The sequence below is a fragment of the Alteromonas sp. I10 genome, from assembly GCF_003201515.1.
In the GTDB taxonomy this organism is placed as follows: domain Bacteria; phylum Pseudomonadota; class Gammaproteobacteria; order Enterobacterales; family Alteromonadaceae; genus Alteromonas; species Alteromonas macleodii.
The window spans coordinates 766,467-790,729 of sequence record NZ_QJJN01000001.1 but is presented as its reverse complement, the minus strand read 5'-3'; the positions used below and the strand labels follow the sequence as shown (position 1 = coordinate 790,729).

Annotated in this window: 14 protein-coding genes; 4 read left to right on the top strand and 10 right to left on the bottom strand. The window is 45.0% G+C overall.

Annotated features, from left to right (window positions below; translation table 11 throughout):
• Window positions 1-98 precede the first annotated feature (98 nt).
• The 3 genes from BZA03_RS03390 to BZA03_RS03380 all read right to left on the bottom strand — a co-directional run bounded on the left by BZA03_RS03390 (window position 99) and on the right by BZA03_RS03380 (window position 4,108).
• Window positions 99-1,445, bottom strand: a complete 1,347-nt coding sequence (locus BZA03_RS03390; RefSeq protein ID WP_110287977.1) for a Na+/H+ antiporter NhaC family protein — start codon at window positions 1,443-1,445, stop codon at window positions 99-101.
• A 391-nt stretch (window positions 1,446-1,836) separates the two neighbouring features.
• Entirely contained in the window at window positions 1,837-3,108 is a 1,272-nt protein-coding gene (locus tag BZA03_RS03385) for a helix-turn-helix domain-containing protein (protein WP_110287976.1), read from the bottom strand.
• 88 nt (window positions 3,109-3,196) lie between these two features.
• Window positions 3,197-4,108, bottom strand: a complete 912-nt coding sequence (locus BZA03_RS03380) for a diguanylate cyclase domain-containing protein (RefSeq protein ID WP_014976289.1) — start codon at window positions 4,106-4,108, stop codon at window positions 3,197-3,199.
• 374 nt (window positions 4,109-4,482) lie between these two features.
• On the opposite strand from BZA03_RS03380, the gene BZA03_RS03375 reads away from it, so the two are divergent.
• Together BZA03_RS03375 and BZA03_RS03370 are read left to right on the top strand one after the other, a co-directional pair.
• Entirely contained in the window at window positions 4,483-7,188 is a 2,706-nt protein-coding gene (locus BZA03_RS03375; protein ID WP_110287975.1) for a TonB-dependent receptor, read from the top strand.
• Window positions 7,189-7,332: 144 nt separating this feature from the next.
• On the top strand, window positions 7,333-9,651 hold the full coding sequence (locus BZA03_RS03370) for a phytase (protein WP_110287974.1): 2,319 nt from the start codon (window positions 7,333-7,335) through the stop codon (window positions 9,649-9,651).
• 198 nt (window positions 9,652-9,849) lie between these two features.
• Here BZA03_RS03370 and BZA03_RS03365 read toward each other — a convergent pair whose 3' ends face one another.
• From BZA03_RS03365 to BZA03_RS03355, 3 genes are all read right to left on the bottom strand, one after another.
• Window positions 9,850-10,269, bottom strand: a complete 420-nt coding sequence (locus BZA03_RS03365) for a CBS domain-containing protein (RefSeq protein ID WP_014949170.1) — start codon at window positions 10,267-10,269, stop codon at window positions 9,850-9,852.
• 180 nt (window positions 10,270-10,449) lie between these two features.
• Window positions 10,450-11,517, bottom strand: a complete 1,068-nt coding sequence (locus BZA03_RS03360) for an isoaspartyl peptidase/L-asparaginase family protein (protein WP_110287973.1) — start codon at window positions 11,515-11,517, stop codon at window positions 10,450-10,452.
• Between the two features lie 148 nt (window positions 11,518-11,665).
• Window positions 11,666-15,448, bottom strand: coding sequence for an ATP-binding protein (locus BZA03_RS03355; protein WP_110287972.1), 3,783 nt, complete (start codon window positions 15,446-15,448; stop codon window positions 11,666-11,668).
• A 241-nt stretch (window positions 15,449-15,689) separates the two neighbouring features.
• Here BZA03_RS03355 and sbcB point away from each other — a divergent pair, with 241 nt between their 5' ends.
• Both sbcB and BZA03_RS03345 read left to right on the top strand, forming a co-directional pair.
• Window positions 15,690-17,120, top strand: coding sequence for an exodeoxyribonuclease I (gene sbcB, locus BZA03_RS03350; protein ID WP_110287971.1), 1,431 nt, complete (start codon window positions 15,690-15,692; stop codon window positions 17,118-17,120).
• A 127-nt stretch (window positions 17,121-17,247) separates the two neighbouring features.
• A complete protein-coding gene (locus tag BZA03_RS03345; RefSeq protein WP_014976276.1) occupies window positions 17,248-18,903 on the top strand; it encodes a FapA family protein in 1,656 nt (551 codons plus the stop codon).
• Window positions 18,904-18,922: 19 nt separating this feature from the next.
• On the opposite strand, the gene BZA03_RS03340 is transcribed toward BZA03_RS03345, so the two are convergent.
• The 4 genes from BZA03_RS03340 to BZA03_RS03325 form a co-directional block, all read right to left on the bottom strand.
• Window positions 18,923-20,326: a diguanylate cyclase gene (locus tag BZA03_RS03340; protein WP_039227064.1), complete on the bottom strand. Its 1,404-nt coding sequence runs from the start codon at window positions 20,324-20,326 to the stop codon at window positions 18,923-18,925.
• A 132-nt stretch (window positions 20,327-20,458) separates the two neighbouring features.
• Window positions 20,459-21,694: a kynureninase gene (gene kynU / locus BZA03_RS03335; protein WP_080760020.1), complete on the bottom strand. Its 1,236-nt coding sequence runs from the start codon at window positions 21,692-21,694 to the stop codon at window positions 20,459-20,461.
• Window positions 21,684-22,826 (bottom strand): S9 family peptidase, encoded by a 1,143-nt coding sequence (locus tag BZA03_RS03330; protein ID WP_110287970.1) that lies wholly within the window; start codon window positions 22,824-22,826, stop codon window positions 21,684-21,686. Before BZA03_RS03330 ends, kynU begins: the two co-directional genes overlap by 11 nt.
• A 108-nt stretch (window positions 22,827-22,934) precedes the next feature.
• Window positions 22,935-24,110: a thiolase family protein gene (locus BZA03_RS03325; protein WP_110287969.1), complete on the bottom strand. Its 1,176-nt coding sequence runs from the start codon at window positions 24,108-24,110 to the stop codon at window positions 22,935-22,937.
• Window positions 24,111-24,263 lie beyond the last annotated feature (153 nt).

The window sequence follows — 24,263 nt, the reverse complement described above, 5'->3', positions numbered from 1 at the left end:
TGACATCCTAAAGCGTGTTTCTAATCATCAATAAAATTCGGGCGGTGATCCTAGAAGATACCGCCCTAAAAAGCCAGCGTGTTAAGCGTTACGAGAATTTAAGCGCTTTGGGTTAATTCATCGTCTTGGGGCGTTTTAAAACGGGGAAAACCGAACCAAATGGCCGCCACACCAAACACGAAAATCAGCATGGGATACCAGCAGTACGGTGTAATAGCTAACGGTGAAATACCTACTACGGCCGCGGCACTTAAAAGCTGTGCCCCGTAAGGGACTAAACCTTGGAAACTGCACGAAAAGATATCCAAAAGTGATGCGGTACGACGAGGGTCAACACCGTATTTTTCATTTAAGTCTTTAGCAATTGGACCAGCGGTAACAATCGCAATAGTGTTGTTCGCCGTTGTAACGTCTAAAAAGCTAACTAGGCCAGCAATACTGAACTCAGCGCCTTTCTTTGACGTGACTTTACGGGTTAAGCGCTCGATTAACCAGGTTATACCGCCGTTAGCGTGCATAAGCGCCACAATACCGCCTATGGTTATGGCAATCATAGCCAAGTCTTGCATCCAGCCCATCCCTTTTTGGATGCTCTGCATCATTGAAAGTGGCGTAAAGCTTCCTTGTAGCAAGCCTACTACGCAGGCACTGGCAATACCCACTGCAAGCACGCTAATGACGTTAAACCCTGTTAGCGCAAAAGCGATAATGCACAAGTAAGGCACTATGCGCCAAAAATCGTAGCTGCCGCCTTCAACAATGCCAGAAGTATCAACATCCACCATTAGCAATAACGCCATGGTGACAATGCACGCCGGCACAGCAACCATTAAGTTTGCCTTGAACTTGTCTTTTAGCTGAACGCCTTGGGTACGGGTTGCGGCAATGGTGGTGTCTGAAACAAACGAGAGGTTATCACCGAACATTGCGCCCCCCACCACAATACCCAGCGCCATTTCTACCGGCAGCCCTAAACTTGTGGCAAGACCTGCACCTATGGGCGAGAGCGCGGTAATGGTGCCCATGGACGTGCCCATTGAAAATGATATGAAACAGCAAATCAAAAACAGACCTGGCAATATAAGTGCAGAAGGCACAAATTGAAGTGCCAAATTGACCGTGGCATCTCGAGCGCCAATATCAATAGTCACCGCATAAAACGCACCGGCTAACAGGAAAATAAGCACCAAAAGAATAATGTTTTTATCGCCACCGCCTTTGCAAAACGTTTGTACTTTTTCAGAGAAGCTGACCTTTTTCCCTTTCGGGTTTAAACATAGCCCATAGCCAGCGCTGATAAAAAACGCAACCAAAATAGGCATCGCAGTGATGTCGTTTGTAGTAATGCCGGTTACCACAACAAGGATCACAAAAAGTAAAATAGGCGTTAAACCTAGCGGGTTAGGTGCAATAGAATTTGGTGCAATGTCTTTATTTTCGTGCACAGAAAACTCTCTTTTTGGGTTTTATTGCCTGCTAGCAACAGTTTAAAGGCTACGCGGAAAAGCCACCTGCCGGTTGCGAATGCGTAAGAAAAAGCTTCAACGAAACCATATTTTGACGGTCTTGAACGGTGAAAAGCTAAAGCTGCAAAGGATAAAAGGTTTTTAAAGCATTGAAAAGAAATTTACTTTCCAATAATTAACTCATCTGCACTGTGCCAGACGCTACGATGAGATTTCGAGTTATTACACGAGTGAAGCTACAACCATTAAGCCGTAGAACGCGACTGCCGCCTAGCTATTTTTCATAGCTGTGTTGCATAAATGTTTGGCATAATTGTGTGGCATAGCTCTGTTACGTAGAAATTTGGACAGGCGCTATCCGTCATTCACGTTAAATTCTAAGCTCGCTAGGGGTTTTACCTGTAAGCCGTTTTACCGTTCGTCGAAAGTTAGGTAAATCGTTAATGCCCATTGCATTGGCCGCCGTCTCGTTACTCACTTTGTGCACCGAAAGAAGTAAAAGTGCATGATTGCGCTGTACTTCCTCGCAGAGCGCGCGATAGCTAGTGCCGTACTCTTTTAGTTTCCGCTTTAGCGTAGCCACACTGACGTTTAAGGTTTCCGCTAGTTCAGGTAATCCGATATTTGCTGCCTGTGTGTTGGAGGATGCATAAACATAACGCCTCACAAAATCAGGCAAAGACAAGCGGTTTTGCAATTCAATAGAAGCCCCTTCTTTTGTTTGCGTTGCGCTGTTACTAACGACACCTTCCAGAGAAACATGTGATTCAGCAGAACAATCCGACTGAGCTGTTAGCTTCAAAGGTTGGCGTAATACGTCTTTCTCAATGCAAATACTGTTAAAAGCGCGATTAAACGATAACTTAAGCCCAAGGTGGGTTTCGTAATCAGCAATATTTCTTGGTCGACTCTCGGTAAAAGAGAAAGATAAACGAATTCGCTTATTCGCTATACTTTTCATAAGTGCAACAACGCTTGCGAATGCCATTTCAATGGAGAACTGAAGCTGTTTGCTGCTTATCCCTGTAAACTGAGGCACTAACATTATTTGGTCTGCGTTTTCAAAACGCTGAAACTGACAGAGCGGTAGGCTACACCACCGGTATGTTTGGCGTTGAGTCAGCTGTAAAAGTAGCTGCTCTACATTTTCACATGCTTTGAGCGCATTAAGTGGACTAGATAGCCACTGCGAGGCGAAAGCTCCCCCCAGCAAAAAACTAACGTCGCCGCCTCTCGCCTGGCTTTGAACATTCACTAACAGCGATGAATATTGATTTATGCTTAATAGTGATTGGTGTTGCAACGCATCTTCAAAAATTCCTGTACCGCGCAAGAGCTTATTTTTATTCGCACCACGAGAGAGCGCCACATTAAGTGCTGCCCTCACTAACCAATACCCAACTATTACTTTATCTTGGTTAGACATCACTACATGAGCACTACCAGCACTATCGATGACACCCATGTTAAGCATATCAGCATCGCTTTTTACAGAGACACCCATGCCAAGCGCTTTAGCATCATCTTTTAGAGAGAAACCCACTCCAGAAAGACGAGTTGAATGACGGTACTCAGCACCTGCAATTGCAGCTTCGTCCTCAGAGTCTCGTAGTGCGTTTAGTCTTGGTAACATTAAATCCATAAGTTACTCGCTGCAGGCATCTTCATTCATCTTCACCGGTTACCCCTACCAATTACTATCGCCAAATACACTGACCAAACCGGCCTAATTACGCTGCGCTACCATGGGCACGCTCAAGTTCTAAGAGCATGGTGTTAAGCACTGTCGCAAGGCGTTGATTAGGTAACAAAGTCACTTGAGTACTGCGAGCGGTAGTGTAAATAGCGTTTGCATTTTGGCTGTGTCTAAACGCAAGGTGCTGAATGCTCACTTTGATATCGTTGAGGATAACGTCAGCCTGCATGGGCGAGACGTCAGGTATCAGAATAGCAAACCTATCACCGGCATAGCGGCACGCTAAATCTTGCTGACGCAAATTCATAATCACCAATTGCGCAATATCGTGCAGATACCTATCGCCTTCTGTATACCCATGCTTTTGGTTGAACAAAGAGAAGTTATTGATATCGATAATGGCGATGACAGCTGACTTGCCAGACTGCTGTAATTTATTAATTTGTGTTTTCCAATACTCTGCGCGGTAAAGCTGAGTGATGGGGTCGATAGCATCGTGATCGCGAAAGTCCCATTCTCTGCGTCGTAATTGCAAGTTTAACGCGCGCTGCTCAAGGTGCCACTGATACAGTGCCGCGGTCATTACTACCATACCCACAGCCGCAGGATAAGACTCAATCATGCTAAGCCAATAAGCCTCTTCAGGATAATGAAAAAACTCATCCAAAAAATCTAAACTAACTGAAAATAGAAAGAAGCCGAGCCCTACCGTGAGAAGGCTCGTTACTTTACCTGGGGGACGGCTGGCAAGCGCAGCTAGCATCCACGCCAAAGTTAAAAAAGCAATGCTTCCCTCTCCCACAATATCGAGGCCTGATATCACGGTGCTTTCTTTTGCATTGCCAAACATAAAAGCTAAACAAACCGCTAACGCCACTACGCAAAATGTAAATGCTAGCCAAAGCTTGTGATGCCTAAATTGTGTTGAATTTGTAAAGGTAAACATAGTGCTCTCTTTGGAAATCTCTTGAATTGGATACATCACGCGTTAGTCCGGCCACCGCCAGCGCTCATAACAAAACGAGAGTCTTGCCCAAATCTGATGAAACTGTCGAGGGTCAGTTTGGCTCAGCAATGTGACATCTTGATGGCAGCGAACTTTAGGAGCATAAAAAAAGACACACAAACCAAACAAAATCAGTAATTTAAGCAAGGGTCAATTTAGCTCAGCCAATTGCAAATAGGCGACAATTACCGATTGTGTACCGCTTGTTCCATCAAATCGTCATATAACTGTCATGCAGGATTCTTAGGGTACTCATTCACTTACTTAGCACTTATTCAAAACGCCTTTTTACTGCTTAATTAATTGGAAAATAAATGAAAATTAAAACCGCGTACTCTTCTCTAACACTTGCCTGCATAGCGGCAATGGGCCTTAGTGTCGCTATACCTGCTTCAGCTGCTGATGGCGTAATTATCGGTTCAGTAAAAGACGCCGCACAGACGCGCAGCTATACCGGTGCTCAAATTAAGCTTAAAGAATTAGGACTGGTTACTGAAGCAGGCACAGACGGTACATTCCGGTTTCCCTCTATTCCAGAGGGTACTTACACGCTAGAAATTTCTTATCTTGGTGAGGAAACGGTTACGCAAGCGATAAAAGTGACGGACAACGGCATTGCGCGCGCAGCCGTGGAGTTTGGCGGCGGCGATACCATCGATGAAATCTTGGTACGTGGTCAACGAAGCGGTCAGGCAAGTGCCATAAACCAGCAGCGAACGTCAGATCGTATTTCGTCTATTGTATCCGCAGATGCCATTGGACAATTTCCAGACCAAAATGCTGCTGAGTCGTTACAGCGTTTACCTGGCTTGTCAATTGAGCGAGATCAGGGTGAAGGTCGTTTCGTCGGCATACGCGGTATCGACCCCAACTTGAATAACGTAACCATTAACGGCTTGAATATTCCCTCGCCTGAATCAGGCGTACGTTCAGTAGCCCTTGACGTCATTCCCTCTGAACTCATCCAAACGTTAGAGGTATCTAAATCGGTAACGCCCGATATGGACGGAGACGCCATTGGTGGTTCAGTCGCGGTGAAAAGCGTGAGTGCGTTTGATAAGGCTCGAGATACCGCGAGCGTAACCGTGCAAGCCAGTCAAAATGATTTACGCGATGAAACCAGTCCAAAGCTTTCTGGTACGTTTACTAAGAAGCTTTCGCCCGAATGGGGGGTGGCTGGCGCCATTTCCTACTTTGACCGAGATTTTGGTTCAGACAATGTTGAAAGTAACGGTGACGATGAGCTTGAGCAACGTCACTACACGATCACTCGCGAACGTTTGGGTAGTGCGTTAAATATCGATTTTCGTCCTGACTTCAACAACCAATACTTTCTTCGCACACTTTACAGTGAGTTTTCTGACGACGAATACCGTCAAGGTAATATATTCACGTTCGATGGCGAAGACTCAGAAATAGAAAGAGAAAGTAAAGACCGCTTTGAAAGTCAGAGTATTTTTACTGTGGCGTTAGGTGGTGAACACCAATTAGATACCTGGAAAGCAAACTGGCAGCTCGGTTATGCAAAGTCTGATGAAGACGAGCCAGATGCACTGTATTACGTATTCAAAACCGAAAATGACAGTATCGACGCAGACTTAAATACTATGCGTCCAACCGTGTCACAAAACGCTGATGCCATGGACTTATCAACCTATGAAGTCGATGAGATCAGCTTTGAAGATAACTACACGAAAGATACCGAAACCAGTATTAAATTCGACGCCGCCCGCCCCATCAACCTTGGTGGCTATATCGGTGAGTTAAAAATTGGCTCGAAATACCGAAGCCGAGAAAAAGACCGCGACAGCAGCATCGCTATTTTTGATGGAGACTTCGACGACTTAGACGCTTCGCAATTCGGAGCTGCCAGTCCAGACTACTCTCTTGATAACTTTGGGCCTGGGCTTAATCGAAGTGAAATGCGCAACTACTTTAACGAAAACCGCGAGAGCTTGGAATTAGACAGCCTAAATTCTGAAGTAGAATCTCGTGGCGCGACCTATGTGAATGAAGAGGATATTTTTGCCGCTTATATCATGGGCAGCGTAGATATAAATAAACTTCATTTGGTAGCAGGGGTTCGCTATGAGCGTACTGACTTTTCTACATCGGGTATGCGAGTAGAGCTTGTAGAAAACGAAGAAACCGACGTGGAAGAAGTGCAAAATACGCCGTGGGAAGCGGAGCGCGACTACGATCATTGGTTACCCAGTGTAAATGCCAGATACACCGTTTCAGATAAACTTCAGCTTCGCGCTGCCTACACCCAAACCATTTCAAGACCAAAATTTGAAGATGTAGCGGCATTTCAAATCATCGAGAGTAAAACGGAAGAAGATGATGGCGTATTTGTGACCGAACGAGAGGCGGAAGTTGGCAACCCTGACCTTCAGCCATACGAAGCACAAAACGTTGATTTGTCGATTGAATACTATCCAGGTGACATTGGTGTAGTTTCAGCAGGGCTGTTCTACAAGAATATCGATAACTTCGTTGTGTACGCTGATGTTGCAGGTACAACCGGTTGGGAAGGTTTTGAAGAGGTCATACAGCCAATTAACGGCGACTCTGCCGATTTAGCCGGCTTAGAACTTTCTTGGGTGAAAGCCTTTAACAATGGCTTCATTGTTTCCGCCAATGCTACTTTTACCGATTCTGAAGCGACTACCTTCTTAGATGGCGCAAAATTTGAAACCCAGTTACCAAATCAATCAGACCGTATTGGCAATATCACCATTGGGTACGAAGCGAATGACTTCAGTGTACGTCTAGCCACCACCTATAAAAGCGACAATTTCGAAGAGATTGATGGTGACATGCTCAGATTTGAAGACGACCACGTACAGGTTGATTTCATGGCGCGCTACTACATCAACGACAGCATGCAGGTGTATTTCAACGGCATCAACTTAGGTGACGAACCTTTCTACAACTATTTCGATACGCGCAACCAAAACGCGCAGTATGAAGAATACGGCCGCACGTTCGAACTTGGCTTTACTTGGCAGCTTAACTAGGCAGGTATATCGAAAGTTAATTATCGGGCTTGAAGGCCGTAGGTAGTATGGCCTTCAAACCTGCTCTTAATAATCTGTAAGCCATGTTTTAGTCGATGCGCCATGCATGGTTTGATCTCAGTAAGTTTCAGGACAATAACAACAATGACCAATCAGCGTCACACCAAAACAGTTTTTAAAACCACAATTACCACAGCGGCACTTTCAAGCGCACTTTTGACGTTGTTCGGTTGCGCAGCCTCTCCCGGTACCAATACCAGCGCAGATACCAGTGCAAATATCAAGTTAGCGCACAGCGAAAGCCAGCTAGTAAAAGCAGAAAGCCAAAGCATCGCATTACCGCTAACAAAGCTAAAAAATGGTTTAGGCCTAACTCTGCACTACCAAACGCACGCCGACCATTCTAACACCCAAAGCGCTTACCAAGACGCTTACAAAGACACCCATGCTAACAACACTAGCAAGGACGCCCGCGCCAACCACAAACATAAAGTTTACGATGACACCCACGCTATCAACATTAATGTTAACGAACATAAGGGTATTTCACTAAGCAACTCTGACGGAAAAAAACACTTCATTGCGGGACATTACAGCTTAGCACGTGCCGAAGTTGTGGAGTCTAATGCAAAACAATGGGTGTTTTTAGTAGTGTTCAATAACAACACCCAGTACATAGAGGTGTATCGCATTAACGCCGCGTCTCTTGAGATTGATCAACCGCAAACTCAATTGACCATAGGTTCTGAAGCCATTTGTGCTACAACATCAAGCGCTGGCGAACTGCAAATTGTTAATATCGATGCGACCGGCACACTGAATCAGTATGAATTTTACAACGGGCGCTTTTTATCGCTTAGAGACTTTGCGATAGGTCCAGGCATTAAAAGTTGCGCGATAAATGCCAACACCGAAACGCTATACCTTGCTGACGAATTTGCCGGTGTGTGGCAATTAGATACCGATATTGAAAGTGAGCTAGCAAAAACCCTTATTTTTCACGATCAAGGTGTGGCCATTGAAGGTGTAGCCACCCTGTCTTCGACAAAAAAAGATGCCAAAGATGTCGCTGCTTGGGTAAGCCCGGATGCCAGCGGGGTATGGCTCAAAGCACCATGTCTTACGCAATTTGTCTCGCTAATAAATACGGCGAACGAAAGTAACTCAGCAGCTCGCCAGTTAAAAGCAAACAACAGGTCTACTTCTATTCAGCCTGAATTCGTTCACCTGTCGTTAAGTGAAGAAGGCACACACATTTCTCTTGTTGTTGATGATGATGAATCAGGCGACGTGTTTTCTGCCGAACTTCCCTCAAAACTAAGCGCAGCTTTACTTCATCGACAATGCGGCACCGATTTTAAAGCTACCTCGCCAAAAGAAAATCACATGGAGAAGGCATATACAAATAACAGCGCATCCCAACATGCAAACCTCACTATCAAGGTTAAACCCGATGTTGAAACTGACCCTGTGGAAAATCATGGCGACGCTGCTGACGACCCTGCCATTTGGGTCAACTCGCACAGCGCTTCACAAAGCCGCATAATCGGCACCGACAAAAAAGGCGCATTGAATAGCTATGACTTAGCCGGCAAGCTAGTGCAAAGCCTTCCTGTTGGCAGAGTGAATAACGTTGATGTGGGATACAAGGTATCTGTGGCAGAAACCAAAGCACAGCAAAGCGATACGCCACTTATCGATATCGCAGTAGCATCAAACCGGTCGAATAACAGTTTGTCTGTATTTGAAATAGATAAACGCGGCCATATGACTCAACTTGGCCACATAAGCACTACACTCAATGATATATACGGCATGTGTCTGTTTGTGTCAGGCGGAGTAGCTCATGTATTTGCTAACGACACCAGTGGCCGCTTCGAACGGTATAGCGTGTCTATCTCCCCAGACAAATCTGTTGATGGACACTTAACACAGTCCTTTTCACTGCCTTCACAGCCAGAAGGATGTGTTGTGGATACTAAAACGAGCACGGCATACTTAGGTGAGGAAGGTGCTGGGATTTGGGCCTTGGATATTACTTCAAACAGCAATCAGCCTCAGTTCATCGCTGAGATAGAAGCTCCGGTAGAAGCTGATGTAGAAGGTTTGGCTCTGTTTAATGTAGATGCACAAACTTACCTAATCGTATCGAGTCAGGGTAATAACAGCTATGCTATCTATCACGTACACACTGAAAACCCTGAAGTCTTGGAACTTATGGGGCTTGTTCAAATTACGGCAGATAAAGCCGCGCAAATTGACGGCGTGTCGGAAACAGATGGGCTTGATGTAACCAACGCTAACTTGGGAGGAAGGTTCACCGAAGGGCTTTGGGTAGTACAAGATGGAAGAAACGTCATGCCTAGCGAGACCCAAAACTTTAAGCTAGTTGCTGGTGCCTCACTTAAAGATGCGATCAGAAAATTAGCGAGCGCCAAGCGTGAACGCCACTTACACATGTAACAAATAATACGAAAAATAAATAAATAAATAAGAAGGAGGCGTTAAGCAAGTTAACGCCTCCTTTCTGGTATATGATAAATGCATGGCGTCGCACTAGCTTCTGGCCGTTCTAACCCAGCGCCGCATTCTCATTCATTACGCTACCTGCAGCGCTAAATCCTACCAAGCTAAATTAAAGTGCGTTAGCCCAACCAATGTCTAGCCCGCGCGCTGGTATCCATCATTTAATTGAACATCGATAGCCCGTAGCACTGCCGTTCGATTAATTGAGCCTAGAAGTACCCCGTCATCATCAACAATGGGGTAAACTCTCGGCTTTTCCTTTAACAGCAACTGCGCTAACTCTATTACCGACATATAAGGTTTGATAGAAATCACAGGGGTTTTCATGATTTCCCCTACTCTACAAATTTGTTCGCGATAGTAGCTTGACGCAATCATTTGAGCGATACAGTCTTGCTCAGACAAAAAGCCCACCACTCTACCTTTGCTATCGAGTACCGGACCACCACTCTGCCCACTGGCTAATAACACTTCGACAGCCTGCGCAACGGGCATATCGACATTAAGCTTCACTGGGTGAGTATTCATATAATCACTGACTTGCAACGATTCCATTTTCAATTCTCCAGCCGTGGCGCCTAATGTGACCGATACTACGACTTAATTGGCGTTACGGCACTTCAATTATTTTTAACCACATGTGAAAGCAATTTTCCCCCACACTTTAAGATTAGACGTTTCGTTGCATACAAGCCAGCACATTTAACATTAAAATAACAAATAGCTTTTCAGTGATCAGTCTTTGTAAATTGCCACTTTCACTTTACCATTTATGTCAACGCTAGCGCGGTACATACCCGCAGAATTGAACGGCATAGCGACGTTACCTTTAGCGTCAATAGCAATCACACCGCCATCGCCACCGGCTTTTACAAGTACGTCGTTAACTACAGTGTTCGCAGCGTCGTTTAACGTTAAACCCTGGTACTTCATTCGCGCACAAATATCTGCTGCCACGTTGTATCGAATAAAATATTCACCATGTCCTGTGGCCGATACCGCGCAGCTTTCATTGTCGGCATAGGTACCCGCTCCAATAACAGGCGAGTCTCCAATACGTCCATATCGTTTAGCCGTCATTCCGCCAGTGGATGTTCCCGCGACAATGTTGCCTCCTTGATCCAATACTACGGCTCCAACAGTGCCAAAGCGCTCATTGCCTTGCTGCGAACCGTAACCACTCGATACCTGCTGCATACGTGCTTTCGCTTTATCTAAAGCTTGCTTGCGAAACTCGGTATCAAAAACGGTGTTGTCTACCTGTTCAAGGCCGTTTTCTTTTGCGTAATCTTCAGCGCCTCTCCCTGAAAGCATAACGTGTGGAGATTCATTCATTACCAATAACGCAGCCTCTATTGGGCTTCTTATTGTTTTCACCCCCGCAACAGCACCTGCATTTTTACTGCCGCCGTGCATTATCGACGCATCAAGCTCGTGCTCACCGTCGAAGGTATATACCGCACCGATGCCAGCATTAAATAACGGCGAGCTTTCAAGAATTTTGATGGTTTCTACTACCGCCACTTCACCTTTTTCGCCTTTCTGCAACAAGGCGTAGCCATGCTGCACCGCTTGGGTTAATACTCTTTTGTAGTCCGCTTCTTTTTCTGGCGTCATCGATGATTTTAAAATGGTTCCTGCACCGCCATGAATAGCGATAGCTACGGGTGTTTTTCCTAATTGTTTGGAATCATCCGCTAATGCTGGAACACTCGTAATGGCAAACGATGCAGCAAGCGCGCCTATTGTATACAGTGCATGTCGAACTTTATTCGGCTGGCGAAAAATACGAGATGGGTTCAAAAGCTTTACTCCTAATAGCTACGTTTTACGTGCGCGCATAATCTGTGAGATGGTTTGAGTACAGATTTCTAGAATCAATTCAACGCGCTCTGTTGATGCGATTTTTACGCGACCTTAGACGTAAGATGACACAATTAGCTTAGGTAGGCTAGGCTACCTCGAGGATCTCTAAGAAAGTATTAAGATCATCGGTGATGGAAGGGAGTAGCGCTTCAGCGTCTTCCCACTTTTTCGCCTTTGACAATTCCCATAAGCTCTCAAAGTCTCGTTGTAACTGTACGGCACCAATATCTGCAGACATACCTTTGAGCTTCAATGAAAGCACCTGAACCTTTTCGAAGTCTCGACTATCAACAGCCTGCTGCAGTAATTTAAGCTTGTCAGGCGCGCTTCTGGAGTACAGGTCGCAGACACGAGAAAATAGCGCTTTATCGCCCATTATCCGAGCAATGGCATCGTCTTTTTCCCAACATCCATCAAGCCCCTCTGAATTGTTTTCATCAGCTTGAGTTTGATTGACGTTATCAATTTCAGCCTCCTTCTCCGAGCCCTCGCGAGCGGCGATATCATTAGCTATTTTCGCGTTTTTTATCGTGGGGGCTATTTCTACTTCAGACTCTTTACTTGACTGAGCCTCTGTTCTTGAATGCGATAGCGTGTCGCAGTCCATTTCTTTTGAGATGGCACTCAACAAACTGTCAACCAGTGGGGGTTCGCTGGCAGTGATTCCGGTACCTGACCTCGTATCAGTATCGTTAAGCTCTGCACTTGCTAATGCCGTTATTTGATGCACTAACCATTGTTTCACTTTAGGAATAAGTACATCGGCCATGACAGGCTTTGTCGCAAAGTCGTCCATACCTGCCTCTAAACATTTCTCTTTTTCGCCGAGCATGGCATTGGCTGTCATGGCAATTATAGGTACATCTTTGTGCATCGCTCCTGCCTTACCTTCTCGTATGGCTCGGGTAGCGTCATAACCATTCATATTAGGCATCTGACAATCCATCAATATGCTGTGAATTCTGCGGCCTTTGCTTTCACATTTCGTCAAGAACGCCACAACTTCCTCACCATCGCTGCAGGTAAACAATTTAACAGGTAAACTTTCCAGCACTCCCTTCGCCACCTCGCGATTGATCATATTGTCATCAACTATCAATAAGTTGGCATTCTCAATAGACAATTGCTGCTCAGTATCGTCTGCTGCCCCTTCATCGTCTGAGATGTCCTCAGCTTTCCCTTTACCCGATGAGATATCTGACTGGTTTAATGTATATCCCGACAGCGCAGCGTCTAACCCTTGTTGGACAATTGCAAAACTCGACCTGAATAATGGCTTTGGCAAGTAAAGCGGCACAAGGTGATTGAAGTGGAAAGGTGTCCCTTCTAGTTTTTGAAGAATATAAACCACAGGTAACGAACCTGCGTCTTTAGTGGCAGCTTGTGCCTGCCATATATCATCTAGCTCACGAATGAGTGAACTGGCCTCGTCCACAATAATGGCATTAAATTGCGTCCAAGGTATTGTTCCTAATTCAGAATGCTTACCTATTACTTGCGGCTCTGCACCGACGTGTAAGGCTAAACAACAGATGTTTTCCTCTAAAGGTGGATAACTTGCAGAAACACCGATTGTGATCCCGTTAAGCAGCATACTTTCGTTTTCCACCGCCATTTTATGCTCGAACGCGCTGTCGTAAGTTGTTTCAGGAAGAGTAACGAAAAATGAGAAGGTGCTGCCTATGTCAACTTCAGAATTGAACGTAATGTCTCCTCCCATAAGCTGGCTCAATTGCTTGCAGATAGACAAGCCAAGTCCGGTACCTCCGTATTGGGTAGCAACAGATGCATCAGCCTGCGTAAACGCGGTAAACAGTTTGGGCTGATTTTCTTGTGCTATCCCTACGCCCGTGTCACATACGCTGAAATGAAGCTGTTGTGTCCCCGCATCTACATCACTTAACGATGCTTGTAACTTTATATGCCCTTCTTCAGTGAATTTAATAGCATTGTTCAATAAATTACTAAGAATTTGGTTGATTCTGTGTGGATCTGAGTTTATTTCCACCGGGGGAAGACCTGTTGTGTCAACAAGAAGCTGTAGTCCTTTAGAAGCTGCTTTAACGGTAAAGACCTTGGCGATAGACTCGATAAGTGCAAGCGGGTCAAAATATTGATTATTAATATCAAGCTTGCCCGCTTCAATTTTAGACAAGTCGAGAACGTCGTTAATCAGCACGCTGAGATTGTTGCAGCTAATTTCCATCATGGAAACAAGCTGTTCAGCTTTCTCATTAAGGGGCTGACGCTTAAGTAGCGCCAACGAGCCAACTACCCCGTTTAACGGTGTTCTCATTTCATGGCTAATATTAGAAATAAAAGAGCTTTTAACACTGCTCGCTTTTCGCGCCTCTTGCGTCGCTTCAACAAGTTCTTTCGTCCTGCTTACCACTTTTTCTTCAAGCTTCAGGTTTACCCTTTCTATCGCGTCTTTTGCCTTGCGTTCGTCGGTCACATCTCTAATTACAACAGCAACGCCTGAAAACTGTGACTGTTCACCCCAAATGGTAGATGCGGTTATAAGTAGCGTGTGCTCTTCTTTTTCGTCATCGGTGTAAGGGGTTGTAAAGGTACTTTGCTTTCCGCCTTTGGTGAGAACCGATTCAAGCCCTAATAGAGAAAGCTCCTCAAATGACGAATAGTGATGATTTAAAATAAGCTGGCTTGGGATCCCAAAAAGTGACTCGGCTGCCATATTCCAACTTTTCACCACGCCAGCAGAATCTACGCTAAAAATCGCATCTTTAGATATAGCGATAATAGCAACGGACTCACCGCGCACCTTAGCCAGCTCAATGTTTTTACTGTTACTTCGGTGTACGAAGAGTAAAACGCTTACAAAAATTAGAGTAACTACCCCAATTACACTGTAAACGCTAATCCTCTTCTCATTGATAAGGGCTGCCACTTCTGACTGAGACAATGCCGTATGAAGAAAAAACGGGGCGGTTTGCTGATTTCCGTTTATCGTAAAAGCACGAGTGACCGTATACAAAGATGAGTTTGTCTGTGCGGTCTGTTTAATTTTAGCCCTGCCTATTTTCGAAGGACTTTCGAACTCGCTCGCCCAATTCACCATAGGATTTAAATCTCTGGAGAAGGACTTATCACTGTCTGGATGACTGACAAAAAAGCCTTCACTGTCGGTAACAAATAGTAATTGATTGCCGACAAGCGTTTGTTCCATTTGCGACAGTAGAAACTGGGCGTTTACATTCATGATTATAAAACCATAACGCTCACCAGAGCTGCTGAAGATTGGGAGAGAAAGGCGAATAACGCTTTTATAAGGAAACTCGAGCTTCCCATATTCACGATTCAAATTGATATCTGAAATATAAAACTCGCCCTTATTGCGCTTAACACTCTCTATGAAGTAACTTCTCGCTGCTTTAGGTTGTAAATCGTTGTCCTTAACTACTAAAACACTTCCCCCGTTTCTTTCCACCCGAATAAACTCACTTCCATCCTCATTGGCTTGAATGATTCTTAATTGGTCGACTTCTTCGTTATTTTCGATAAAAGCAACGAAAATCGTTTCTAGTCGCTGCTTCCACTGTTCCAACGTCGTACCGTCTTTGGGGTCTAGATTTTCATTTTCAGTCGCGCGGACGATGCCGCTTATGGGTGGTGTCTGATGTAGAAAGTTAAGCGCATTGATATACTTTCTCACCTGAGAGTTTGCAGCATTTTCAGCACTGGCGGCACTCTCTTCTAATGCCGTGAAAGTTTGAGATTCAGCCGTCGCTTTGATATTACTTTCGAACAAACCAACAACAAGTACAACAAGCACTGTTGCAAGTACTAACGCTAAGCCTAAAGTACTCTTAGCTTCACTGATGGATGAACTGGATTTAAGGAACGACAAACAGGCAATATCCGTATAAATTTTGATAACTTAAAGCTAGTCATCATTTTGTTAATGCGCAAGTTTCGCGTGATACATCAAAACGCAAAATACTCAAAAAAAGACAATGATTAACGCGTTTTTTTAAGTCTTGCCGATGGCGAACAAGTAAATCACTGTTCATATTAACGCCAGCATTTGGTATTCAATTTCTCGCGGTGTACACTGCCATCAATATTTCTCTAACATCGCAATAGTGGTTATGCACGCACCTACATTTTTGTGGCACGATTTTGAAACCTTTGGCACCAGCCCACAAAAAGATCTCCCCTGCCAATTCGCTGCAGTAAGAACTGATATGGATTTAAATGTGATTGGTAAACCCATAAATATCATGAGCGCCATTGCGAATGATTATTTACCACATCCAGAAGCATGTTTGGTGACCGGCATAACACCGCAGCAAACCATTCGCGACGGTTCTAACGAAGCTGACTTCGCCGCGCGAATTTATCAGGAAATGTCGACGCCAAATACCTGTAGTGTGGGCTTTAATAGTATCCGATTCGACGATGAAGTTTCCCGCTACCTGTTTTATAGAAACTTTTACGACCCATATTCACGTGAATGGCGAAATGGCAATAGCCGTTGGGATATAATCGATTTAGCGCGAGCGTGCTATGCACTGAGACCCGATGGTATTAATTGGCCGCGCCGAGAAGATGGTGCACCAAGCTTTAAACTTGAGGCATTAACTGCAGCTAATAATATTGGCCACGAAAACGCTCACGATGCTTTGAGTGACGTCTACGCCACAATAGCCCTTGCTAAACTGATAAAAGAAAAGCAGCCTCGCCTTTTCGATTATACGCTGTCGTTACGCAGTAAACACACGGTTATGCAGCAAATTGATCTCACTAAACCATCTGTATTGCTTCATATCTCGTCTAAACTCCCTGCCTCTCAAGGCTGTTGCACTTGGGTTATGCCTGTGGCTAAGCACCCAACCAACAGCAATGCATTTATCGCTATTGATTTATCGCATGACATTGACAGTTTAGTGAATGACACACCAGAAGAGATTAGACAGGCGCTTTATGCTCCGTCAGATACATTTGACGATCCGTTAGAAAGACCAGGACTTAAGCTCATTCACGTCAACCGCTCGCCGTTTATTACCACAGCTAAAGCAATGACAGAAGACAATGCCGCACGACTAGGACTGGATCGCGAGCGCTGCTTAGACAATTACAAAGTACTTGCCGGTATGCCCGAACTGGCCACTAAAATCGTAGATGTCTATGATGACGACATTCAAAGTGGTGAACTGGATATAGATCACGCGCTATATAGTGGTGGGTTTCTTAATGACGAAGACAGAAGGTGGTGTGAGCGTGTAATTGAAGCACAGCCTGATGATTTAGCCACTCTGAGTGAAAAAACACAGCACGAAGGGCTCAGAAAGCAGCTATTTCGATACCGCGCTAGAAATTATCCTAATACACTGACCGCAGATGAAATGACCAGGTGGCAGAATCATCGCCAAGCTCGCTTGACTGATTCAGCTTTTCACGGCTCAATCACATTAGAAAACTATATGATGCGGTTGGAATCATTGGCGCATGAACACAGCGACAATCCTGAGAAGCAGGCCATATTACGCGCACTTTACCAATATGCCGAAAACCTTTGACGGGCGTTTTAGAACGCCTTAAATTAGTAGATGAAAAAAATAGACAGGCCGAGAACAAGTCAACGTCAAGTAATCGATAGATGCCGCCGATAAAAAGAATACACGTGCGCAAGGGAATAAAGAAGTTATGAATGGCGTAACAATAAGCTTCGACAAATCAAGAACCTACATTAACTTACAGTTAAATCCTTCTGATTTCACGTCAGAAGTTGATAGTAGGGAAATAAGAAAGCAACTAGAGAGCGGTGAAACTAAGCGGCTGTATGTTTCTGAAAAAGCGTTAAAGTCGGCCTGTGATACAGCTAATCATTATTTTAAGACGGGTGATAGCACTGTTGTTCAGGAACGCATTGGCGAGCGCAAAAATGCTGAAATTGAATTTCGCATTCCCGAGGATGGGATGCAGGCGAACCTTGTGCTGACCACACCCTATGGCGGTAAACTTCCCTCATTAAGTACCGTTAAATCTCTAGCAGTAAAAAACAGAATCATTCGTGGCTTAAGCACCAAAACCATTGAATCTATGCTTACCCAAGCAAGGCAGTCTCCTCCAGGCACAGTACTAGAGCAAATTGTCGCGAAGGGCCTACCAGCTAGAAATGGCAAAAACTCAAAGTTTATTCCCCTGGTGCCAAACGCACTTGAAAGGGTGTTAAAACCCCAGACGGGTGATGGCGAGCGCGTGGACATGCGTAATTTAGGCGAAGTTATTTGCGTTAAAGTGAACACGCCTGTGCTGAGAAGAACCGAGCCAACTCAGGGCCGTTCTGGCTTCGATATCAAAGGGAATAAAATTCCAGCCGTTGCGGGCGAATGGGTCAACTTTAAAATGGGCAGCGGCACCGTTGTGTCCGACAGCGACGCCAATTTATTAATGTCTGCAATTTCTGGTATGCCGAAATACCGAGACCAGATAATGAACATTGACGATACCTTCATTTGTAGCGGCGTGAACGTTGGCTCTGGGCACGTGAATTACGAAGGTGCAGTATTGGTAAACGGCGATGTTACAGAGAAAATGCAAATCAAAGCCGCTGGAGATGTAACCATTAACGGCTTTGTGGAGTCGGCGTATATCGAGTCTGGCGGCGACATCATCATTACCGAAGGCGCGATGGGTAAAGTTAACGATACCCAAGGTGAATTCCAATGCCAACTAGTCGCAGCCGGCAGTATCCACGTTCAACACGGTCAAGGCATTGATATACAATGTAGCGGTAATATTACCGTTGGTCGTCAGTTGGCGTATAGTCGCCTGCGCTGCGGCGGCGCAGTCATAGTTGGACAAATTGATAAGCCCATGGGAAATCTATTTGCTTGTGACATTATCAGCCAAGATCGCGTTGAAGCTGGCACTTTAGGTGCTGTATCTGGCAGTACGTTGAAAGTTGATTTTAGCCCGGGCTTTAACCAACTGTTAGAGCGCAAAGACTCTTTAGATGAATTGTTGAAGCAAATTCGCGAAAACAATCTTAAACACAAAGAAAAGATTAACCTTATTCAAGGTAAGAAAGTGCCTAAAGAGCTTCAACGTAAAGTAGCTGAAGCGTTAGAGCTTTTTAACAATGAGAGCGCATTGCTGGAGTGGCTTGAAAACAAAGCCAACGACGTCAAAGCAGCAAAAGAAAACTACCAGTCAGATATAAAACTTATCGCGAACAAACGTCTTTATCCCGGGGTCTCGGCGAAGCTTAATAACCGTAACTGGCGTTCTGAGCGAGAATACGACAGGGCGCAAATTCGTTACGATTCGCACCAATGGCACTACGACCCATTAATTTAACCGAACTAGTTCACTGAAGTTACTGTGCCACAGTTACGTTGCCATACCCTTGGCGCTTTGACTGGTACAGTGCCTTCATGGTGCGTTCAAACCACTCTGTGAATTCCTCAGACTCCCTGAGTTCAGATAAACCCATGGCCGTTTTAAAGCTCTCGACAAGCGAGTGATGGGTAGAAATGCAGTCTAACAATCTGTCTGCAAGGTTTTTAGCTGCGTTTAACTCGGTTTGAGGGCACAAGATAATGAACTGTTCACCGCTAAAGCGCGAAACAACATCGACTTCTCGAACGGTATTTAGACAATTCGTTGCCACGGCTTTTAGCGCCTCTTCTTTAGCCGAGGGCTCAATTGAATCTCTGTCATCGCTTACAGGGGTTAGTTCGATTACAATTAACGAAGCCGTAGTGTGAAATCGATGGAAACGTGAGATTTCTTCTTCCGCACGCTGGATCATATGATTGCGGTTATATAGCCCCGTCACCGTGTCGTGAGCAGACAAGAAAGCAAGGGTCTTGTTCTTTTCTAACAAGGTTGCTTGTAACGCACCTATTTCCTCGTTTTTCTGGTTAATAATACGCTTGTAGCCGCTAACGTTTCTATTTCTAAAAGTAAAAAGCAAGAAAACTAAAATGACAATTGCGGTGCTCAAAACCATAACAACATAGTTACGACTATAGCGAACTTGAACATTATTCCACTGCTTATAAATTTCTACCTTTCGCGTTTCTGGAATACGCTCAATGGCAAAGTTGAGCTTGTCCACCAGGTGGCCATAGGTTTTGTTCACACCAAAAGCTAATGAGTCGAAGGGCTCGGCATAACCAACAATATTGAGGTCTTTCAGCTTCAAATTATTGATGTGCATATTCACGCTCATTAATGAGCCCACCATTACATCAAACTCATCATTCGCCAGCTGCTTTAGCCCTTCTTCTTCAGACGGAATAAGCTTTAAACGTAACCCCGGATAGTGACGTGAAATATATTCAACTTGGCGATAACCCTGAACAATCCCTACTACTCGATTTCCCACTCCAGCATAGCCTTGTATCATTGGCATACCAGACTTAGCCACCAGCACATTGGGCGCTTCAAAATACGGCACGCTAAAGTCGAGGAACTGCTTTCGATAGTCGGAAGTATTTAGCATGGGGATAACTTGGCACTTCCCCTGCTGTACGTACTCTAGGCTCTGTTGCCAGCTCTCAGTGGGCACTAGGGTAAACGTTAACTCAGATATTTCAGCAATAAGCTGCATATATTGGGCAGAAATCCCCACATGGATACCGTTTCTGATTGCTTCGTAAGGCGCCCAGTTAGGATCTATACAGTACGTTACATTATTAGATTGTTCAGATGCCGCCTTTTGACCAGCTTCTGCTTGTAGGAGCGCGCTAAAACAACTCGCTCCTACAAACAACATGGTACAAAGCAGATATTTTCTTATTTTTTTCAACTGCACACCCAAAACATGTGAAGATATCGATGACAACCGCGAAGTATTAAGCGTAAATTCAAAAAATGCAATTATTTAGCTGATAATCTCGCTTTTCAGCTAGGTAACGCTCTGTCTTTGCTGAAACTCATCGTTTTCATAACGCTTTTCATTCATAATTTTGGTCAAGCTTGCCACCGCTTTTTCAATATCGACGAAGCTTAAATACAGTGGCGCAAAACCTATTCGCAGAATATTTGGTGCACGGAAATCTGCAATCACCCCCTCAGCGATCCAAGCTTGGCAAATGGCGTAAGCGTGGTCGTGCGCGAAAGCAAGCTGACTACCTCGATTATCGATGCTGGGGCTTACAATGGAAAACTTGTCCAGAAGGCCTGCGCGCTTGGCTTCAGCGATGAAAAATGCCTGTAGCTTTTTGGATTTTTCATCAATAGCTTTAAGTGATACATCTTCAAATACGTCTAATGCCGCATCTAAAATGCTCATTCCAACAATTCCTGGCGTACCGCACAAGTTTTGCTTCACGGAATTGTCGCCAGCGTAATCAGGAGAAAATGAGAAAGGCGAGCTGTGCCCCATCCAACCAGACAAAGGTTGTTGATACTGTGCTTGATGTCGTTTAGCGACATAGATAAACGCTGGCGCACCAGGGCCGCCATTTAGATATTTGTAGGTACAGCCGACTGCAAAGTCCACATTACATGCGTCTAAGCTGACAGGAAATGCTCCAGCACTGTGCGCTAAATCCCACAAAGTTAAAATGCCCTTTTGGTGGGCTTGCTCGGTAATGATTTGCATATCGAGTTTATTGCCACTTCTGAAATTTACCTGTGTCAGCATCAGTACGGCAATATCATCAGTTAGCTGCGACCCAATGCATGCTTCGTCAACATAGCGAATACTGTAATCGCTGCCGAGTAAGTCAAGCAGGCCTTGCACCATGTATATGTCGGTAGGAAAATTATCGCGGGTAGTCGCTATTACCTTGCGACTTGGGTGCATTTTCAACGCCGCACTTAATACTTTAAACAGATTAATAGAAATGGAGTCACAACAAATAACTTGGCCACTTTTAGCGCCAATCAAGCCGCCAATCTTATCACCCACTATTTGAGGTAGATGGATCCACTGATGCTTGTTCCAGCTTGTAATGAGCCCCTTTCCCCACTGTTCATTGACAACGTCGTCAGCTCGCTGTTTGGCTGCCTTAGGCAGAGGCCCTAGCGAATTCCCGTCTAAATAGACCGTATTAGCGGGAAGCGAAAACGCCTGGGCCTTGTCACGGAGTGGATCTTTAATATCAAGTTGTTCAGCTGAAAAAACCTTATTCATCATGTTCACTAATAACCTCAAGTAAAGCATCAAAGGATGTTGATTCAGGGTGAAGCCAATCGAAATGGCCACCATTTTTAATTATTTTTTGGTTGGTTCCAGATAATACAGCGTGGCGCGCTGGCACTATACTATCAGCATCGCCTTGGAGTAGTGTAATTGGCAAACTGCCATGGGTTGGGCGTGGTGTCGCCCTTTGATATGCGGTTGGAACATCTTCAGGCGTTCCATTCATGAATTTCGCTGTAGCCGACTGGCAGCTGTTATGTCCCATGGCATAGGACTGGATGTCCGTAATTGCTGCTAATCCGATAATCCGTTTTATGTTTGCGCGCGATAAGTTCAAGGATGACGAAGAAAGGCGTTGCGCAGCAAGCAAAGCTAAGTGCCCACCAGCAGAATGCCCCGCAATGTAAATGTTAGTGTAGCGCCCTTCGTTCTCTATTCGTTTTAGGGCTGTACTTATTGCTTGTGTCACGTCGTCTAAACTACCGGGCCAGCCACCGCCTTCATCACCTACACGCCGATACTCTGTTACGTAGACACCCATCCCAAGCTCTGCTAAAGCATGGTACATCCCTTTCGCATGTTCGTAACCGTAGGCATTAAGCCAACACCCACCGTGAATAAATATTAACGCTTTATCAGCATACTTTTCGTTCGTAGACGAACGTCCATGCCAAGTATAAATCGTTTGTAATGGGTCATCGCCGTAGCTGAATTGTTCATCAGCTTCGCTTGTTGGCAAGACACCCAACGCTGAATAAGGTACCTGGCTTATTTTCTTGGGGTAGATAGCTGACGATTCACTGTTGGCATGGGCACTGTTGGCATGGGTGTCACCCGAAGTCTTTTTTTCTTCGTTAGTGTGGGTGTCTTCCGAAACAGCGTCGTCAGAAACATTAACGATTGATTGGGTTTCGTGAAGCGGAGACAGAGTTAAGTCATCGTGGGTGTCTTCATTACTCGATAAAGAACGTGATTCCTCGTAGTGAGTGCCATTGTTATCGTGGGTGTCTGCGTAAGTCGAGTTTACTGAAAACGATGAGTCAGCTTGGACTTTCGCAACAAGCGTTAAAGTGGATAGCGCAACCGCAAGGGTTATAGAGTTGATAACGTAAGTCACTGTCTTCATGCTTTTGTATTTTTCTTTATATTGAACCACAGAGCGAAATCAATGTGATTAGGCTCCGTGATTAAATATTTTACATATTAGCCATCTATAGTGGCTTAGAGCAGTGGCTTAGAGCATTTCAACGGCAAGCGCTACACCCTCACCACCACCAATACATAAAGATGCGATACCTTTGCGACCACCGCGTTGCTTTAGCGCGTGAAGTAGTGTTACCAAAATGCGTGCACCAGAGGCTCCAATTGGGTGACCCAATGCACAAGCGCCGCCTTTTACGTTTACTTTACTTTCATCTAGTCCAAGCTTCTTGACAGCCAACATGGTTACCATGGCGAAGGCTTCGTTAATTTCGAAAAGATCGACTTCTTCTTTCGTCCAACCTGCTTTATCCAGCACTTTTTCCATAGCGCCAACAGGCGCAACGGTGAAGTTTTCAGGTTCAATAGAATTTGTAGCGTGAGCAACCACGCGCGCAAGCGGTGCTAGACCAAGTTCATTTGCTTTGCTTTCGCTCATTACAACCAGTGCCGCTGCACCGTCAGAGATTGAGCTTGAATTCGCAGCCGTGACCGTACCGTCTTTTTTGAAAGCTGGTCTTAATGTTGGAATTTTTTCAGGTCGAGCGGAACCTGGGCCTTCATCGGTATCAACAACAGTATCGCCCTTACGAGACGAAACTGTAACGGGTACTATTTCATCGACGAAAGTTCCGCTGTTTATTGCTTCATGTGCCTTGGAAAGCGAGCTTAGTGCAAACTCATCCATTTCGCCGCGAGAAATATTTTCTTCATCAGCAGTATCCTGTGCGAAGCGGCCCATTGCTTTGCCGTCATAGGCATTTTCCAGACCGTCTAGCATCATATGATCAAGTACTTGACCATGACCCATACGATATCCCGTTCTAGCTTTAGGCAACATATATGGCGCATTACTCATGCTTTCCATTCCACCCGCCACGACTGCTGTCGCGCTGCCCGCTTTAATTAAGTCGTGGGCCATCATTACCGCTTTTAAGCCCGACCCGCATACTTTGTTGATAGTTGTCACACCTGCACTAAGCGGAAGCCCCGCCCCCAGTGACGCTTGTCTCGCCGGAGATTGACCAAGACCAGCAGGTAATACACACCCCATGATGACTTCATCAATTACAGAGACATCCATCTCTTCACAGGCTGCTTTAATCGCAACTTCTCCAAGTTTGGTCGCAGCAAGCGAAGATAAATTACCGTTGAAACCACCCATTGGTGTGCGCTTAGCCGCGACAATAACTACTGATTCGTTACTCATAACCGTGCCCTTAAAATTCATATAAATTATAGAGTTAAGTGAAGAAAGCTACGTAGATGTATACAAAAGTAAACACCCCTAACAGCTACAACGTCTTGCCTTCACCATGAAAAATTGACGTTAGCAAAATGTTACTTTACCTTAACGTAAAAT